The organism is Gilliamella sp. B3367, from assembly GCF_026536825.1.
Classification (GTDB): domain Bacteria; phylum Pseudomonadota; class Gammaproteobacteria; order Enterobacterales; family Orbaceae; genus Gilliamella; species Gilliamella apicola_E.
Window position 1 is genome coordinate 539,514 of record NZ_JAFNNJ010000001.1, and the last position, 16,846, is coordinate 556,359.

The window sequence follows — 16,846 nt, forward strand, 5'->3', positions numbered from 1 at the left end:
GACAATGAGGCTATTTTTAGCGTCAAAAACCCCGTTCCTCAACTTTTTTTTAAATAGCAACTAATAACCTTTACTCATTTTAAGTATTTCACAATATTAATCACCCTCTTTTTAATTTTTGGCACGCCCTTTGCATTAACTTTAATAAGATTAATAGTTATAAGGAGTAATGGATGAAATTTGTCACTGTAGTTATTAAGCCTTTTAAATTAGAAGAGGTTAGGGAATCACTATCCAATATAGGTGTTACTGGTTTAACTGTTACTGAAGTTAAAGGTTTTGGTCGACAAAAAGGTCACGCCGAACTGTACCGAGGCGCTGAATACAATGTTAACTTTTTACCAAAAGTAAAAATAGAGTTAGCCATTAGCGATGAATTACTCGATGAAGTCATTAACACCATTACAAAAGCTGCGTATACCGGAAAAATAGGTGATGGCAAAATATTTGTTACGCCATTAGAACATGTAGTTCGAATTCGTACCGGCGAGACTGATGAGTCAGCACTATAACTATCAATAAGGATATCATTATGTTGAAGAAAATTATTCTCTCTTTAGGTTTGATGTTAACTAGTCCTGTCTTTGCCGGCGAAGTGGAAATTGCGGATAAAGCCGATAATGGTTTTATGATGATTTGTACTGCATTAGTGTTATTTATGTCTGTGCCTGGTATCGCATTTTTTTATGGCGGATTATTACGATCTAAAAATGTGCTATCCATGTTATCGCAAGTCTTAGTCACCTTTTCTTTAATTGCTGTATTATGGATTACTTATGGGTATTCATTAGCATTTGGTGAAGGTAACTGGTTTTTCGGCAATTTTGAGCAATTCTTATTGGTTAATGTTGGTATTACTGATATTTCAGGTTCGATTTACGAACTAATTTGGATTGCATTCCAAGGTTCATTTGCTTGTATTACTTGTTGTTTAATCTTAGGTGCGTTTGCTGAAAGAGTCCGTTTTTCAGCTGTCCTTATCTTTATGGTGTTATGGTTTACTTTTTCCTATATTCCGATGGCACACATGGTATGGGGTGGGGGTATCCTTGGTGATGAAGGTGCATTGGATTTCGCTGGCGGAACCGTTGTGCACATCAATGCAGCTGTTGCCGGTCTATTAGGTGCTTATATGCTTAAAAGCCGTATTGGCTATAACCGTGAACCATTAAAACCATTCAACCTACCTTATGTTTATTTAGGGGCCGCAATATTATATATTGGTTGGTTTGGATTCAATGCAGGATCATCAACACACGCTGACGAAATCGCTGGACTAGCCTTCATCAATACCGTAGCTGCAACAGCCGCAGCCGTACTCGCCTGGACCATTGCCGAATGGATACTACGTGGCAAACCATCATGTTTAGGCGCTGCATCGGGTGTAATAGCTGGATTAGTTGGTGTAACACCTGCTGCTGGCTTTGTTGGTGTTGGTGGAGCAATGTTAATTGGGCTTGCTTGTGGTTTTGCAGGAGTATGGGGCGTATCATCTTTAAAAAGAGTCTTAAAAGTAGATGATACTTGCGACGTATTTGGCGTTCATGGCGTGTGTGGTATTGTTGGCTGTATATTAACTGGAGTATTTACCTCCGAATCACTGGGTGGTATAGGCTTTGCCGAAGGTGTTACTATGGCTAGCCAAGTTGGCATACAATTAATGAGTGTGATTACCTGTGTAATTTGGACTGCAATTATTGCCTTCATTGCTTATAAAATCGCTGATATTACAGTTGGTTTACGTGTTTCAGAAGAATATGAACGTGAAGGACTTGATATTAACAGTCACGGTGAAAGCGCATTTAATAGTTAATATATAAAAACTATAAATAAAAAAAATCTACAGTATGTTACTACTGTAGATTTTTAGCTTATTAATTATTGTTAAGTTTTTTCTAGTCATCCCAAAGCATAATTGCATTATCTTCGGTTAAGACTAAAGGTGGAGCAAAAAGGTACTCTTTAAATTTAGTTGGTAATAGTTGAACATTATTTAAATTAAGTTGTATTTCTGGGTAAAATTTGGCAAATTCTTTTAAACGATCACTAAGTAATTCCATAACTTTATTGGACTCTTTGGCAATTAACATCTCTTCTTTTAACATGCCAATCTGTTTTTTATGGTGTTCTGATTCAAATATTTCAGGGAAAATAAATGAAAAACCTGATTTTTTATTAGTGTCATTATGATGTTCCCTGTATTCAGAATGGTGTAGCTTTAACTCCTTGATACGTAAACCAATAATTTCGTCGATGTGATCGGTATAATCATTTAATGTTGAATCTAAATAAGCTAAAGTTTTGTGTTCAGGAATAGCATCATTACTGTGCACTAAGGTAAATAATGGCTTTTTATATGTCTTCATTCTGTAACTTCCTTTTTAATTCAGGGTAAAAATAGAACAATAAATTTGATAATAAACACTCATTGCCAAGGTATATCTGTATAACTTTATGTTTATAAATAAAAATCAATTAAGATTTTTAAAATACTGCTATTTACTACTGACTATTAAAACTTGTGGTTTTTTTACAAAAAAGACCATACGATTACTATAAGCCTATCAGACTAATTACTAGCTTATTTAAACCGGCTATTTTTTCAGTACCCTCCATAATATTTTGAAAAAACTAATTAAAAAAATACCAATTATGATCTACAAATCAAAGATTAACTAAATAAACTCTATCTGGATTAAAATAAATAAGACTTCTTACAACTAAACATTTATCACTCAGTCAAGCTATTCATCTTGATAAAATATTTGTCTTAGAATATAGATTAGGGGGCATATTGATACCTCAATCCAATCATTGGTTGATATAAGTCCATTTAAGAAGTATCAAATCTTCTTGAAAATGTTTGCAATAAAAGGGATAAACTCAACTACTAATTTATCGTATATCGGACTTAAACTCTTTCGTTATTACTCTACTAGAAAATATTTTTAGAAAATAATTAACTCTTGGTGATGCAAAATATTTTTAAGATAAAAATATATTACTTTATATTGGGACGATCAATAAATTTTTAAATACCAAAAGATAATATTACTTCATTTCTACTTTATTTAACTAAATAAACTAAATAACAAAATGTATCAACCTCGGTAAAGACTTTATTTTAAAGATGTAAAAAATACCTTAAAAAACATAAACTATTTTATCAATAACATTACTGTTTTTCAGGTTATTAAATACTAGTATTTTTTTATATTTTTGTCCAGTATTTGATAAATGATATATTGTTAATTTAATTTAGCGAGATTAATTAAACATTTCATTATTTTAATGGGCAGAATAACGGTGAAAAATATTATTGGCATTCTGATTATTTTTTTTGCTCTTTTCACTCGAGCGATTTTGAGCTCAAAATTATTACAATATACTAATTGTTATCACGTCAAATCTTCTTCAGGATAAAATAGTGGGGATCAGGGTAACTTATTGTATCTCCACGATAGATAAAAACAGCCTATGCTTAACGTTATAATATTTGTGAGTAACAAAAGAATCCTGTAAAGAATATTTAGACTATTGGTTAAAAAGTTAAGTACAAGATCTGTTTGAAGATAATTAAGTGTGGTTAACCACACTTAATTTGTTGAATATTATTTCTTTAAATGTTTTAGATTTGGTAAGGCGATTGCAAACAAAATAATCACTACTCCAATCCATTGATTCAAATAGACCGATTCTTTTAAATAAAAATAAGAGCAGGTTACAGCTACAGGCAGTTCTGCAGCGGATAAAATCGCACTCAGCGAAATGCCGATTTTAGGCATACCGACTGAAAATAGAAAAGGGGGTAAGACCGTACCTAATAAGGCCAATAAAAATCCGAGTTGATAAATTTTATCGTCAATACTGAGTTCAAAGAAAAATAGTGGCGGAAAAATACAGAAAGTCACAATACAAGCACCGGTTATCATCAAGGCACTTTTCTCTAATTTTGGTAATTCATTGCCGATATTGCTACTAGTTGTAATAAAAAGCGAATACATAAGCGCTGCTAGAAAACCAAAGAAACAACCTGTTAAATTTAATTCAATAGCTTGATTGAAAAGACCCGCAGCAAAACAACTACCAACAATTATGATAACGACTGTGACTAATTGAAGTGGTGAAGGTTTATTTTTAAAAATAACAAAATCAATAATGACACTAATCCATAAGTATTGCATAAGCAAAATAATCGCAATTGATGCTGGCACCAACTGTACACATTGATAATAGCAAATACCCACTAATCCGGGAAATATACCTACTGCACATACTTTCCATTTTGGGGTTAATTTTTTTTTATTTTTAATCTTTGGTTGTTTGAGCGTTTTTACAATCAGATGGATCCCCCATAATATCAACATACCTAAAAAACATTGAACACCAGTAACTTGTCCTAGGGTATAACCTGATTGATAAGCGGTTTTTACAATAGAAGAGAGAACGCCAAAACTACATGCACCTAAAAAAACTAATAAACCACCAAAAAATTTTTCTTTCATACTAAAATCTCATTACTTTTAAAACTATATTTATCGCCAATAATTGGCGCATAAAACAATCATAGCCGACAAGCTATATCTTGCGGCTTTATGTCACTATTTTTTACGGTATGGTAATACTCAAAAAAAACAGAGGATAAATAAGGGATGATGTATCCCTTATTTATATTGATAAGATGTTACTTCGCAGATTGTTTATAATTAAAGGTAAAATAAAAAACAAAACCTAAAATTAATGCGTAAGCCGCAAAAATTAACCATATTGAGTGCCAATCTTTTAATCCATCATGAGTATTGATATCAACGACAAAACCACTGATAAAAGAACCTATAATCGCACCAATACCATTAACCATCGTCATAAATAGCCCTTGGGCACTCGCACGTATATTAGAGTTAACTTCTTTCTCAATAAAGATAGAGCCTGAAATATTAAAGAAGTCAAAAGCACAACCATATACAATCATTGATAACATCAATAATACAAAACCAAATGGCGTTGGATCACCATAGGCAAAAAAGCCAAATCTAAGTGTCCAAGCGATTAAGCTGATTATTATGACTTTTTTGATTCCAAATTTCTTGAGAAAAAATGGGATCGTCAAAATGAAGGCAACTTCAGCCATTTGTGACACTGATAATAATATTGCTGGATGTTGTACAATCACGCTATCTTGAAATTCTGGGATTCTACCAAAATCTTTCAAAAATGCTCCGCCGAAGGTGTTGGTGATTTGTAATATAGCCCCTAATAGCATCGAAAAGAGAAAAAATATCGACATTACTGGGTTTTTCAATAATACAAACGCATCTAAACCAAGGCGTGAAATCCATGATTGTTGTTGATTAGTGATGACTTTAATATCAGGTAAAGTCGCACTGTAGATGACCAAAATCACAGACGCACCACAAGCAATATAGAGCTGTGCATTACTAATATCGAATTTTAGTAAACTGATTGTCCACATAGCAATAATAAAGCCTATTGTTCCAAAAACACGAATTTTTGGAAAAACGGTAACAGAGTCTAAATTGCTTTTATCTAAACAGTGATAACTAATTGAATTAGATAATGCAATTGTTGGCATAAAAGCCATTGCATTGATAAGCATCAACCAATAAAGTTGAATTGGTGTTGTTGCGGTTGCCGCATAAAATAGTGCAATAGCACAAACAGTATGGCAAAGCATAAATAAGTATTTTGGTGGAATAAATTTATCCGCAATTATTCCAATAATAAACGGCATAAATAATGCCGCAAAGCCTTTAGTGCTATAAACCAGACCGACTTCTGCACCAGAGAAATGCAACGTATTGATTAAATAAATACCAAAAGTTGTCAACCAGCTTCCCCAAATAAAATATTGGAAAAACATCATTACTTGTAATCTATGCTTCATGTTCATTATTTATATCCAAAATAAAGTGAATTGCTGATGTGAAATTATACAAATTAAAAACGCGCAATTGTTTTAGTTATCAATTGTAAGAAAGTTGATTTAACGCGTTCAGCTGTTTCAATCACTTCTTCATGCCCTAAAGGTTGATCTAAAATGCCACAAGCCATATTAGTTAAACATGAAATACCGATAGTTTTAATGCCAGAGTGATGAGCAATAATTGCTTCAGGAACCGTAGACATACCAACCGCATCAGCACCAAGGGTACGGATCATTCTGATTTCTGCTGGGGTTTCATAAGTTGGGCCTGTCCACCAAGCATAAACACCTTGTTGTAATGTGATATTTAGTTCCTTGGCTACTTCGCTAACTGTTGCTCTTAATTGCTTATTATAAACTTCGCTTACATCCAAAAAGCGAACCCCTAATTCAGGATTATTTGGCCCCATTAATGGATTATTTGCTGTTAAGTTAATGTGATCAGTGATTATCATTAAATCCCCTGGCTTAAAGCTAGTATTGACTGCGCCACAAGCATTGGTAATGATTAGTTTTTCAACGCCTAGCATTTTCATTACACGCACAGGGAAGGTAACTTGATCTAATGAAAAACCTTCATAGTAATGAAAACGTCCTTTCATTGCGACAACAGTCTTATCACCGCATTTACCAATCACTAATTCATTTGCATGGCCAACAGCAGCAGATTTAGCAAAGTGAGGGATATTGTCATAAGGAATATGGACGGCATCTTCAAGAGTATCGGCAAAAGGACCTAAACCTGATCCAAGTATAATCCCAATTGTTGGTTTTTTGTCTGTGTGTTGTTGAATATAGTTAACTGCTTGTTGAATATCTGCTGTTTGATGCATAACACTATCCTTTCAAATTTTAGTAGATACTTAATTGATAAAACTGTGTGATCAAAATCATAAATAGAAAAAGTTCACGTAATCTATAATAAAAACAAAGTCATTTTTATTTTTAGCGTATATTATGATGGTCTTCGACCAATAAAGAAAGACGTGGGATGAGATATCTTCGTATAAAAAAGTTAATATATTGTTTTTATTATGATAATTAATATCGATTAATTTTTAATTAATTTAAATAAAAACTGGATATTATTTGAGAATACGTTCTTTAGTCGAATAAATAACTCCTTGAGTATCTCTAAAAAATCCAACTAATGTTAACTGACACTGTTTAGCTTGTTCAATCGCCATAGAAGTTGCTGCTGAAACGGCAAAGAGGATCTCGACTCCACAACGGGCTGTTTTTTGTACCATTTCATAACTTGCTCGACTTGAAACAAGAATTACCCCTTTTAAATTTTCATTATGTTTTCGTAGAAATGTGGCACGATAGCCTAATAGCTTATCTAAAGCGACATGCCTACCCACATCTTCAAATCCAACAATAAAATTACCGTTTAAATCTAACCATACCGCAGCATGAGTACAACCAGTTTGGCTGCCCACAGTTTGAACCTTCTTCAGATAATTAAGGGACTGTTCAAAATCAGAAAGATGAATTTTATCGTTTAAAGAAAGGGGAGAAATAAACTGGCAAACTTGCTCTATCTGTTCAGTACCACAAATTCCACAGCCACTTCTACCAGTTAAATTTCGACGTTTTTCTTTTAATTGCATAAAACGTCGTGAAGATAGCTCAATATGGACTTCAATGCCTTGCTTAGTATCGATGATCTCAATACCATAAATTTCATCAACAGACTCGATGATTTTTTCTGTTAATGAAAAGCCAATAGCAAAATAATTAAGATCCTTGGGTGTTGCCATCATTACCACGTGAGAAATACCGTTATAAATAAGCGCAACAGGTTTTTCAATTGCGACAGTATCTTCTTGCAATGGTTGTAATTGACCTTGTTTAAATTTATTCACATTACATTTTTCAATGCCTACTGTCATGGTATGTCTCATCATTATTAGCAATTTAATTCCAATTATAATAACTGAGGTTGATATCAATAAAAAGCCTGTCATTTAACTTATTACTTTTGTTAGTTTCTACCAATGATTAGTCGAACTATACTGCTTTTGTTGTGTTAAAATGAGTTATTCTAAAAAAATAGAAGCTAAAAAATTATGTCATTAAATGAGATTACGCATACTATTATGCAATTTATTGAGCATCATCAAATTTGGGCATTGCCAATTATTTTCATATTAGCGTTTGGCGAGTCATTAGCGATTATTTCATTGCTGGTACCTGCTACAGCAATTTTATTAGGTGCAGGAGCATTAGTGGGAACAGGGGTGATCTCGTTTGTTCCTGTTTTGATATCGGCATCATTAGGTGCCATTGTAGGGGATTTTATCTCTTATTGGTTAGGTAAACATTATCACCAACAGGTAATCTCTTCATGGCCTTTAAATAAATACCCAAAAATGATATTTCGTGCTGAACAATTTTTCCAGCGATACGGCACTTTCGGCGTGTTTATTGGTCGATTCTTTGGACCATTGCGTGCAATCGTTCCATTAATTGCAGGAACAATGCATATGCCAGCAACAAAATTCAATATCGCCAATATTGCTTCAGCACCAATCTGGGCATTTGTTTTATTGGCACCCGGTGCATTTGGGGTGCCATGGTTAGAAACCTTGTTTGGTTAAATGGTACCAATTGTATAACTACGACGCCCACTTTTGCGACCAAGCGCTTCTAAATTGGTTTGTAAAGGTGGGAATGGCAATGTCAAATTATGTTGGCGATAAGCTTCCAGAATCAATTTTTGTATTGAGCTACGTAATTTCATACGATGTCCCATTTCAGCTGCAAAAACACGTAGCTCAAATAATTGAATACCTTCTTGAATATCCACTAAAAAAACTTGCGGTTCAGGATCGTTAAGAACAAATTCACACTCCTCTGAAACTTGTTGTAATAGCTTCATAACTAGTTCACTATCGGCATCAATCGTAGCGGGTATAGTTAACACAATACGAGTAATTGAGTCAGATAAAGACCAGTTGACCAATTGTTCAGTAATAAAAGCCTTATTTGGCATAACAATTTCTTTACGATCCCAATCAACAATCGTTATTGCACGAGTATTAATTTTGGTAATATTACCTGTTAAATCACGAATAGTTACGGTATCGCCAATTCTTACCGGTTTTTCAAACAGAATAATTAAGCCAGAAATAAAGTTAGCAAAAATCTCTTGTAAACCAAATCCTAAACCAACACCTAATGCCGCTATTAACCACTGAATCTTAGACCAATCAATCCCGATAAATGAAAAAGCAATCATACAACCAACCATCAAAATAATATATTTTGATACGGTTGAAATGGCATATCCAGTGCCGGGTGCGAGGTCTAAATGTTGTAAAATGCCTAACTCAAGCAGCGCAGGTAAGTTTTTTACTAACTGAACAGTAATGGTCATAACCAAGATCGCGATACAGACAGCACCTAGGGTAATATGTTGTTCAATTTCGTTGCCATTAATAATGGTACTTGTTCCCCATAGCTTGATATTATTCATAAAGGCAAAAGCGGAATGAAGTTCAGACCAAAGTAAAATCATACTAATTAAAGCAATTAGCATAATAATTGACCTGACTAGTTGTAATGATTGGGCACTGATCGCATCTAAGTCGATAACAGGTTCATCCATATTATCATTTAATGGGGTGAGATCTTCTTCAATTCCTTTAGCGCGTTGCATACGTTCTAATCGACGTTGTTTTGTACGTTCAAATTCAATTCGTCGTTTTTGTATCCACATCCAACGGCGTATCATAAAATAGACCACTAACAAGCCAAACCAGATAATGACCGAAGCTTCTAATCGTCCTAATAATACTTCAGCTGTCGATAAATAACCTAAACAAGCAGCAATAATGGCTAACCATGGTGCACTCAACAACACAAACCACAGAATATGACTTAATAAATTATCGCCAGATCCTTTTTTATCGATATAAAGTGGAACTCCAGCGCGATGAATAGAATTAGTCATAAATACGAGTGCAAAACAGAGAATAATGAATGCGGTACGACCGATAGTTGCTGCAAATTGACGATTGTTAAACTGATCAAAGCTCATTACAACCATTACTAAAGGGATAACCACCCAAACCGACAGTTGATAATATTTCATAGCTTGACGGACATTTTTCTTTGACCAGCCAAAATGAGTAATAAATAGCCCATTTTGAGACGCAAAATGCGCGGTGATAATAAACACCCACAAAATTGGAGCAGCAGCATTAACGCCATAGCCTAGAGCAACGGCTACAGGATAATCCCAGTTAATTTGAAGAGCATAACCTAAAGCAGCCCATAAAATAGGAACCGGCAATGCCATAATTAATGACAAAACAATCACTTCCAAAGTAAGTGAATAACTATCTTGGGTGACTTTACCAACCCGAGCCGCCGATTTATTTAAGAAAGCGTTATATTTTCCTCGCATTTTGAAATGTACAAATACAAACAATAAAGATAATACTAGGAAAAACAGTGGTTTTGGCGCACTAAGCACTTCAACACCAGCATTATATAGTTGTGACAGCGTATCAATTTGAACGGTGACATAAACTACATCTCTGGCTAAATCAAGAATAAAACTTAATGAAACGGGATTGACGTCAGCAACCCAGAAAAAGTAACGGTGTGCAGCATCATTAACCTCATCGATAGCATTGGTTAGTTGCTTATTCGATATTTTTAATTTAGTTAGTTCAAGAATCGTGGTATCAGTACCCGAAATCAACGTTTTGATGAGTTCACTTTGTTCTCTTAATAAACGGCGATATTGACTAGCTGATTTTAGATTATTCAAATTACTTGGTAACGTAGGGTAACTATCTAGCCTAGCTAAGGTATTTGAATAATTGAGTTGCTGAACTTTGGCTTCTGCGATTTCAGCATCAAGGGGTTGTGATTTAGGTTTTTCAGGTAATCGTAATAATTGTTGGCGAAGGGTTTCACCTAATGCTGTTGAAAAACTTAACCATTCGCCCTGTTCAGCAAGGGTTGCGAGCGTATTTTGAACATGGGAAATTTGGGTATTAATATTATTTTGTTCATTGATGATGCTGGTTAAATGCGCTTTTTGATACTCCATATTCTGACGAAGATCTTCATTTTTTTCATTAAGCTTAGCAATAACTTCGGTAAGCTGATCTTCATTATCAATATTGGGTATTGATTCTTCAGCAAAAGCAAAGCAAGACAGAAGGAGTAATATTCCACCCAAAAAACCACGCATCAACATAAAGTTAGATCCTTTCAGCTAGTTTTTGACCTACACGAGTAACGTCACCAAGTTTAAGATGGCTGTCAAATTCAACAGCATTTGAAGCAAACAGCGTAATAACGGTTGAACCTAATTTAAAGCAACCCATATCTTCACCCTTCGCTAATTTAATCTGACCAGAATAAGTCCAACGTTTCATTATGCCGTCACGAGGAGGCGTAATAACGCCTTCCCAATTTAATTCAATACTTCCTACAATCGTTGCCCCTACCATAATTTGTGCCATTGGTCCAAATTCAGTTTCAAATAGACAAATTACACGTTCATTTCGAGCAAAAATATTAGGAATAGTTTCTGTTGTTGCTTTATTAACTGAATATAGCGAGCCAGGAACATAAATCATCTCACGCAATATACCATCACAAGGCATATGAAAACGATGGTAGTTTTTAGGTGATAAATAAGTAGTTGCAAAAGATCCATTTTTAAAAAACTTAATCATATCAGGATGACAAGCAAGCAGGGATTCTAAAGAATAAAAATGTCCTTTAGCTTGCAAAAGAAGATTATCTTGAATGTTACCAAATTGACTAATTACCCCATCTGCTGGCATTACAATACTATTTGCCGCATCATCGATTGTTCGCGCATCTTCTTTTAGCTCACGAGCGAAAAAGTCATTGAACGTTTTGTACTCTTTAGCATCAGTCAATTTAGCTTCACTTAAATCGATTTTATATAATTTACAAAAACCGATAATCATCCATGTAGTGACTTTTCCTAAACGTCTGTTAGCTAACCAACCAAATAGGGTAGTTAATAATTGTTTTGGAAGAAGATACTGAATAATTGCTTTTAACTGATTTAACATAGATAGCTCTCAAATTATTTTCGAAATAATGCATTATATCAATATTTATTCTGAAAGTATAAATAGCACAACTTAATTCATATTTTGTGGCAAAGATCACAAGCATTTTAAAAATTTTGCCAAACTTCACTAACAATGGCAGTCAATTAAAAGTGTCTATCAAAATAGTTCTCTAGACTATCCCCATTAGCAAAATTGAGGGTAGTTATAATGGCAGATAGATATATTGCTGCAATTGATTTAGGTGCATCTAGTGGCCGAGTTATGTTGTCGAGTTATCAATCTCAAAAAATCACATTAACAGAAATCCACCGATTCAGTAATGGATATAAAAGTGATGGTAAAAATTTTTGTTGGGATTTTAACTATTTAGAACAAGAAATCTTAAATGGATTAAACAAAATTATTCAACAAGGAATCAAACTCGATAGTATTGGTATAGATACATGGGGCGTTGATTATGTATTACTTGACAAGCAAGGCCAAATCGTCGGACCGACATACTCTTATCGCGATCATCGTACTGACAATATCATGTCAAAGGTACAAGATGAAATTGGAACAGAAAATATTTATCAAAAAACCGGAATTCAATTCTTAACCTTCAATACACTCTATCAACTCAAAGCTATGATGCTTGAATCACCATCTTGGCTATCGCAAGTATCTGATTTTGTGATGATTCCTGATTATCTGATTTATCGATTGACCGGTGTTTTAAATCGTGAATATACCAATGCCACCACAACCCAACTTGTTAATGTTGCAACTCAAACTTGGGACAAAGATCTACTTGATTATCTAGGCATACCACGTAAATGGTTTGGTGATATTTGTATGCCCGGAAACCAAGTTGGATATTGGCAAAGTGCAAAGGGCGATCGTATTCCAGTAATTGCAATTGCAAGCCATGATACTGCCAGTGCTGTTATTGCTGCGCCATTAATGGACCAACATAGTGCTTATTTATGTTCAGGTACTTGGTCACTTATGGGATTGGAATCTAAACAACCTTTCATAGGAAAAGAAGCGTTAAAAGCGAATATTACCAATGAAGGTGGTGTTGATGGTAATTATCGAGTGTTAAAAAACATCATGGGATTATGGTTATTCCAACGCGTTTGTTCTGAACACGAAGTCAAAGATATCAATCAATTAATCACATTGGCAAAACAAGAGCAACCTTTTGCTTTTCTCATTAATCCTAATGATCCAAGGTTTCTAAATCCTGATGATATGACAGAAACCATCAAACAGGTATGTTTAGAAAACATTGGTCAGGCGCCTAAAAATCTCCCTCAATTGGTGAGATGTATTTTTGACAGCCTAGCACATCTATATCGAGATGTATTAAACGAATTATCGATGCTAAGTGGTAAACCAATTAACACATTACATATTGTCGGTGGTGGTTGCCAAAATGCTTTTTTAAACCAGTTATGTGCTGACTTATGCAATGTCAATGTTACCGCAGGTCCTATTGAATCATCAGCCTTAGGCAATGTGGGTTACCAGTTAATTTCATTAGGTGAAATTGCTGATGTTAACGCATTAAGACAACTCATTTCACAGAATTTTGACACTAAATATTATCAACACAAAAGTAATTAACCAATTATAGAAAAATTTCATATTTATTAAGGAGTATTTCATGAGCGCAATTGAAAATGCCTATCAGATCGCTAAAGCAAGATTTGCTGAAATCGGTGTGGATACAGATGCTGCTATAGCAGCAATGGCAAAATTACCGATTTCTGTACATTGCTGGCAAGGCGATGATGTTGCTGGTTTTGAAAAGCAAGAAGGTGAATTAACTGGTGGTATACAAGCGACAGGTAATTATCCGGGTAAAGCTCGTAATGCAGATGAATTAAGATCAGATTTAGATAAAGCCTTTAGCCTTATACCAGGACCAAAACGATTAAATCTACATGCTTCTTATTTAGAATCAGATCAAAAAGTCGATCGTAATGAAGTCAAACCAGAACACTTTGCCAATTGGGTCAAATGGGCTAAAAAACATCAGATTGGTCTAGATTTCAATCCAACATATTTTTCACACCCTTTAAGTAACGAAGGCACTCTTACTCATGTTAATCCAGAAATTCGTCAATTCTGGATAGATCACGGAAAAGCTTGTCGTAAAGTATCAGAATATTTTGGTAAAGAATTAGGCACACCATCAGTCATGAATATCTGGCTACCAGATGGAATGAAAGACATTACTGTCGATAAATTTGCACCAAGACAACATTTAGTTGAATCATTGGATGAAATTATTCGAGAAAAGATTGATCAAAAATATCACATTGATGCAGTCGAAAGTAAATTGTTCGGTATTGGTCTTGAATCTTATACTGCTGGATCAAATGAATTCTATCTCGCTTATGCTACATCACGTAAAACTGCACTATGTTTAGATGCTGGACATTTCCATCCAACTGAAGTCATTTCAGACAAAATTTCTGCCGTAATGCCTTTTGTTGAACATCTCTTACTACATGTTAGCCGTCCAGTGCGTTGGGATAGTGATCACGTAGTGCTCTTTGATGATGAAACTCAAAATATCGCGAGCGAAATCATTCGAAACAAACTATTTGACCGCGTACATATTGGTTTAGATTTCTTTGATGCCTCTATAAACCGTATTGCCGCTTGGGTAATTGGCACTCGCAACATGAAAAAATGCTTGTTAAAAGCACTATTAGAACCTACCGAACAATTAAAAAAATATGAACACGATCGTGACTTTACTTCACGACTAGCATTACTCGAAGAACAAAAATCATTACCTTGGCAAGCAGTTTGGGATCAGTACTGTTTATTGAATGACGTCCCAGTTGGTAGCCGATGGTTAGATGAAGTTCGTCAATATGAAACAACAGTTTTAACTAAACGATCATAAGGAAAACAAAATGCAACAGATTCTTTCTTCTTGGTTTGTAAAAGGGATGATCAAAGCCACTTACGATATGTGGTTAAAAGGATGGGATGAGCGTAATGGTGGTAATGTTAGCTTAAGATTACTTGAAAGTGATGTGGTCTCTTTTCAAAGTGACTTTTATAAAAATCCCCGTCACGTATCGTTAACACAAGATGTGACTAAACTTGCTAACCAGTACTTTATTGTCACAGGATCAGGTAAGTTTTTCCGCAATGTCATTTTAGATCCTGCTGATACGTTAGCCATTGTCAAAATTGATGAACAAGGCAAGGGTTATTACATCATGTGGGGATTAATAAATGGTGGATTACCGACTTCTGAACTCGCTGCTCATCTGCAATCACATATTGTAAGAATCGAACAAAGCCAAGGAAAAGACCGCGTGATCATGCACTGTCATGCGACCAATTTAATTGCATTAACTTATGTCCTAGAACTTGATACTGCGGTAATAACGCGATTGTTGTGGGAAATGAGTACCGAATGTTTAGTTGTATTTCCAGATGGTGTTGGTGTCGTTCCTTGGATGGTTCCAGGTAAAGACGAAATTGGTTATGCCACTGCAAAACAGATGGCAAAACATAGTTTAGTGTTATGGGCTTTCCATGGTGTATTTGGAACAGGACCAACGTTAGATGAAGCTTTCGGCTTGATTGATACAGCTGAAAAATCAGCAGAAGTTCTTGTAAAAGTCCTATCAATGGGAGGAAAACGTCAAACCATATCCACGGAAGAGTTCAGATTATTAGCTGAGCGTTTTGATGTGAACCCAATGGAAGAAGCATTAAAACAGTAAAAGCTACTAATAAAAAATATCAAATTATATTTCAAAAATATAAGGATAAATATATGGGTAGTTCAATTATTTTAGGCATATTTTGGCACTTTGTTGGTGCCGCTTCTGCCGCGTGTTTTTACGCACCACTTAAAAAAGTAAAAAATTGGTCATGGGAAACCATGTGGTCAATAGCCGGACTATTTTCATGGATCATATTGCCATGGTCAATTAGTTACTTCTTATTGCCTGACTTTTGGTCTTATTACGGATCGTTTAGTTCAGATATATTAATTCCAGTTTTCTTATTTGGCGCCATGTGGGGAGTAGGTAACATTGGTTACGGACTAACAATGCGTTATTTAGGCATGTCGATGGGCATAGGTATTGCGATTGGCATAACCTTAATCGTTGGTACGCTAATGACGCCAATACTACAAGGTAAATTTGGTGAATTATTGGCTTCAACTGGCGGAAAAATGACATTATTAGGTGTCGTTGTTGCGGTTATTGGTGTCGCTATCGTAACTTATGCGGGTTTATTGAAAGAAAAAACACTCGGAGTACAAGTTGAAGATTTTAATTTAAAGAAAGGACTTCTTCTTGCCATCATGTGTGGTATCTTCTCTGCTGGTATGTCATTTGCCATGAGTGCAGCAGTACCAATGCACGAAAAAGCTGCCGAACTTGGCGTAGACCATCTATACGTAGCTCTCCCAAGCTATGTCATTATTATGGGTGGTGGTGCAATTATTAATCTAGGTTTCTGTATTAGTCGACTCTGCGCTAAAAAAGAACTTTCATTTAAAAAAGACATCTCAGTTGCCAAATCCCTACTTATTAGCAACATACTATTTGCCATTTTAGGTGGCGCAATGTGGTATTTCCAATTCTTCTTCTATGCTTGGGGGCATGCAAATATTCCAACTGAATATGGTTTCATGAGTTGGATGTTACATATGAGTTTCTATGTACTTTGTGGTGGTATTGTTGGATTAGCACTAAAAGAGTGGTTTGGTACTGGCAAAAAACCAGTACGAATACTTTGTATTGGCTGCTTAGTTATCATTGTTGCAGCGAACATTGTTGGTTTAGGCATGACGAATTAAAAG

Annotated in this window: 13 protein-coding genes and 1 pseudogene; 7 read left to right on the forward strand and 7 right to left on the reverse strand. The window is 34.9% G+C overall.

Annotated elements, in window-relative coordinates:
- The first annotated feature begins 173 nt into the window (after positions 1 to 173).
- Both glnK and amtB read left to right on the forward strand, forming a co-directional pair.
- A complete protein-coding gene (gene glnK / locus J3U23_RS02385; RefSeq protein WP_065562562.1) occupies positions 174 to 512 on the forward strand; it encodes a P-II family nitrogen regulator in 339 nt (112 codons plus the stop codon).
- A 20-nt stretch (positions 513 to 532) separates the two neighbouring features.
- Positions 533 to 1,813 carry an ammonium transporter AmtB gene (gene amtB, locus J3U23_RS02390; protein WP_267338329.1) on the forward strand — a complete coding sequence of 427 codons (1,281 nt, stop codon included), beginning with the start codon at positions 533 to 535 and terminating at the stop codon, positions 1,811 to 1,813.
- Between the two features lie 82 nt (positions 1,814 to 1,895).
- On the opposite strand, the gene J3U23_RS02395 is transcribed toward amtB, so the two are convergent.
- The 5 genes from J3U23_RS02395 to fdhD all read right to left on the reverse strand — a co-directional run bounded on the left by J3U23_RS02395 (position 1,896) and on the right by fdhD (position 7,839).
- The gene (locus J3U23_RS02395; protein ID WP_065562560.1) at positions 1,896 to 2,366 is read right to left on the reverse strand and encodes a hypothetical protein; all 471 of its coding nucleotides are present in this window, start codon (positions 2,364 to 2,366) and stop codon (positions 1,896 to 1,898) included.
- Between the two features lie 1,245 nt (positions 2,367 to 3,611).
- The gene (locus J3U23_RS02400; RefSeq protein ID WP_267338330.1) at positions 3,612 to 4,505 is read right to left on the reverse strand and encodes an EamA family transporter; all 894 of its coding nucleotides are present in this window, start codon (positions 4,503 to 4,505) and stop codon (positions 3,612 to 3,614) included.
- Between the two features lie 179 nt (positions 4,506 to 4,684).
- Positions 4,685 to 5,911, reverse strand: a complete 1,227-nt coding sequence (locus J3U23_RS02405; RefSeq protein ID WP_065734593.1) for a nucleoside permease — start codon at positions 5,909 to 5,911, stop codon at positions 4,685 to 4,687.
- A 47-nt stretch (positions 5,912 to 5,958) separates the two neighbouring features.
- A complete protein-coding gene (locus tag J3U23_RS02410; protein WP_065562557.1) occupies positions 5,959 to 6,777 on the reverse strand; it encodes a purine-nucleoside phosphorylase in 819 nt (272 codons plus the stop codon).
- A gap of 252 nt (positions 6,778 to 7,029) precedes the next feature.
- On the reverse strand, positions 7,030 to 7,839 hold the full coding sequence (fdhD, locus tag J3U23_RS02415; protein WP_267338331.1) for a formate dehydrogenase accessory sulfurtransferase FdhD: 810 nt from the start codon (positions 7,837 to 7,839) through the stop codon (positions 7,030 to 7,032).
- A 177-nt stretch (positions 7,840 to 8,016) separates the two neighbouring features.
- On the opposite strand from fdhD, the gene J3U23_RS02420 reads away from it, so the two are divergent.
- Positions 8,017 to 8,547, forward strand: a complete 531-nt coding sequence (locus J3U23_RS02420) for a DedA family protein (protein WP_267330203.1) — start codon at positions 8,017 to 8,019, stop codon at positions 8,545 to 8,547.
- Here J3U23_RS02420 and mscM read toward each other — a convergent pair.
- Positions 8,544 to 11,162, reverse strand: coding sequence for a miniconductance mechanosensitive channel MscM (gene mscM, locus J3U23_RS02425; protein WP_065562554.1), 2,619 nt, complete (start codon positions 11,160 to 11,162; stop codon positions 8,544 to 8,546). The genes J3U23_RS02420 and mscM overlap by 4 nt on opposite strands.
- A 7-nt stretch (positions 11,163 to 11,169) precedes the next feature.
- A pseudogene (gene asd, locus J3U23_RS02430) lies at positions 11,170 to 12,015 on the reverse strand (archaetidylserine decarboxylase); the annotation flags it as partial.
- Positions 12,016 to 12,225: 210 nt separating this feature from the next.
- Here asd and rhaB point away from each other — a divergent pair.
- From rhaB to rhaT, 4 genes are read left to right on the forward strand one after another with little or no spacing between them, the layout of a single operon-like run.
- A complete protein-coding gene (rhaB, locus tag J3U23_RS02435) occupies positions 12,226 to 13,626 on the forward strand; it encodes a rhamnulokinase (protein WP_267338334.1) in 1,401 nt (466 codons plus the stop codon).
- Between the two features lie 40 nt (positions 13,627 to 13,666).
- On the forward strand, positions 13,667 to 14,920 hold the full coding sequence (locus J3U23_RS02440) for an L-rhamnose isomerase (RefSeq protein ID WP_065734588.1): 1,254 nt from the start codon (positions 13,667 to 13,669) through the stop codon (positions 14,918 to 14,920).
- 10 nt (positions 14,921 to 14,930) lie between these two features.
- A complete protein-coding gene (gene rhaD, locus J3U23_RS02445) occupies positions 14,931 to 15,755 on the forward strand; it encodes a rhamnulose-1-phosphate aldolase (RefSeq protein ID WP_065562550.1) in 825 nt (274 codons plus the stop codon).
- Between the two features lie 53 nt (positions 15,756 to 15,808).
- Positions 15,809 to 16,843, forward strand: a complete 1,035-nt coding sequence (gene rhaT, locus J3U23_RS02450) for an L-rhamnose/proton symporter RhaT (RefSeq protein ID WP_065562549.1) — start codon at positions 15,809 to 15,811, stop codon at positions 16,841 to 16,843.
- Positions 16,844 to 16,846: the final 3 nt, after the last annotated feature.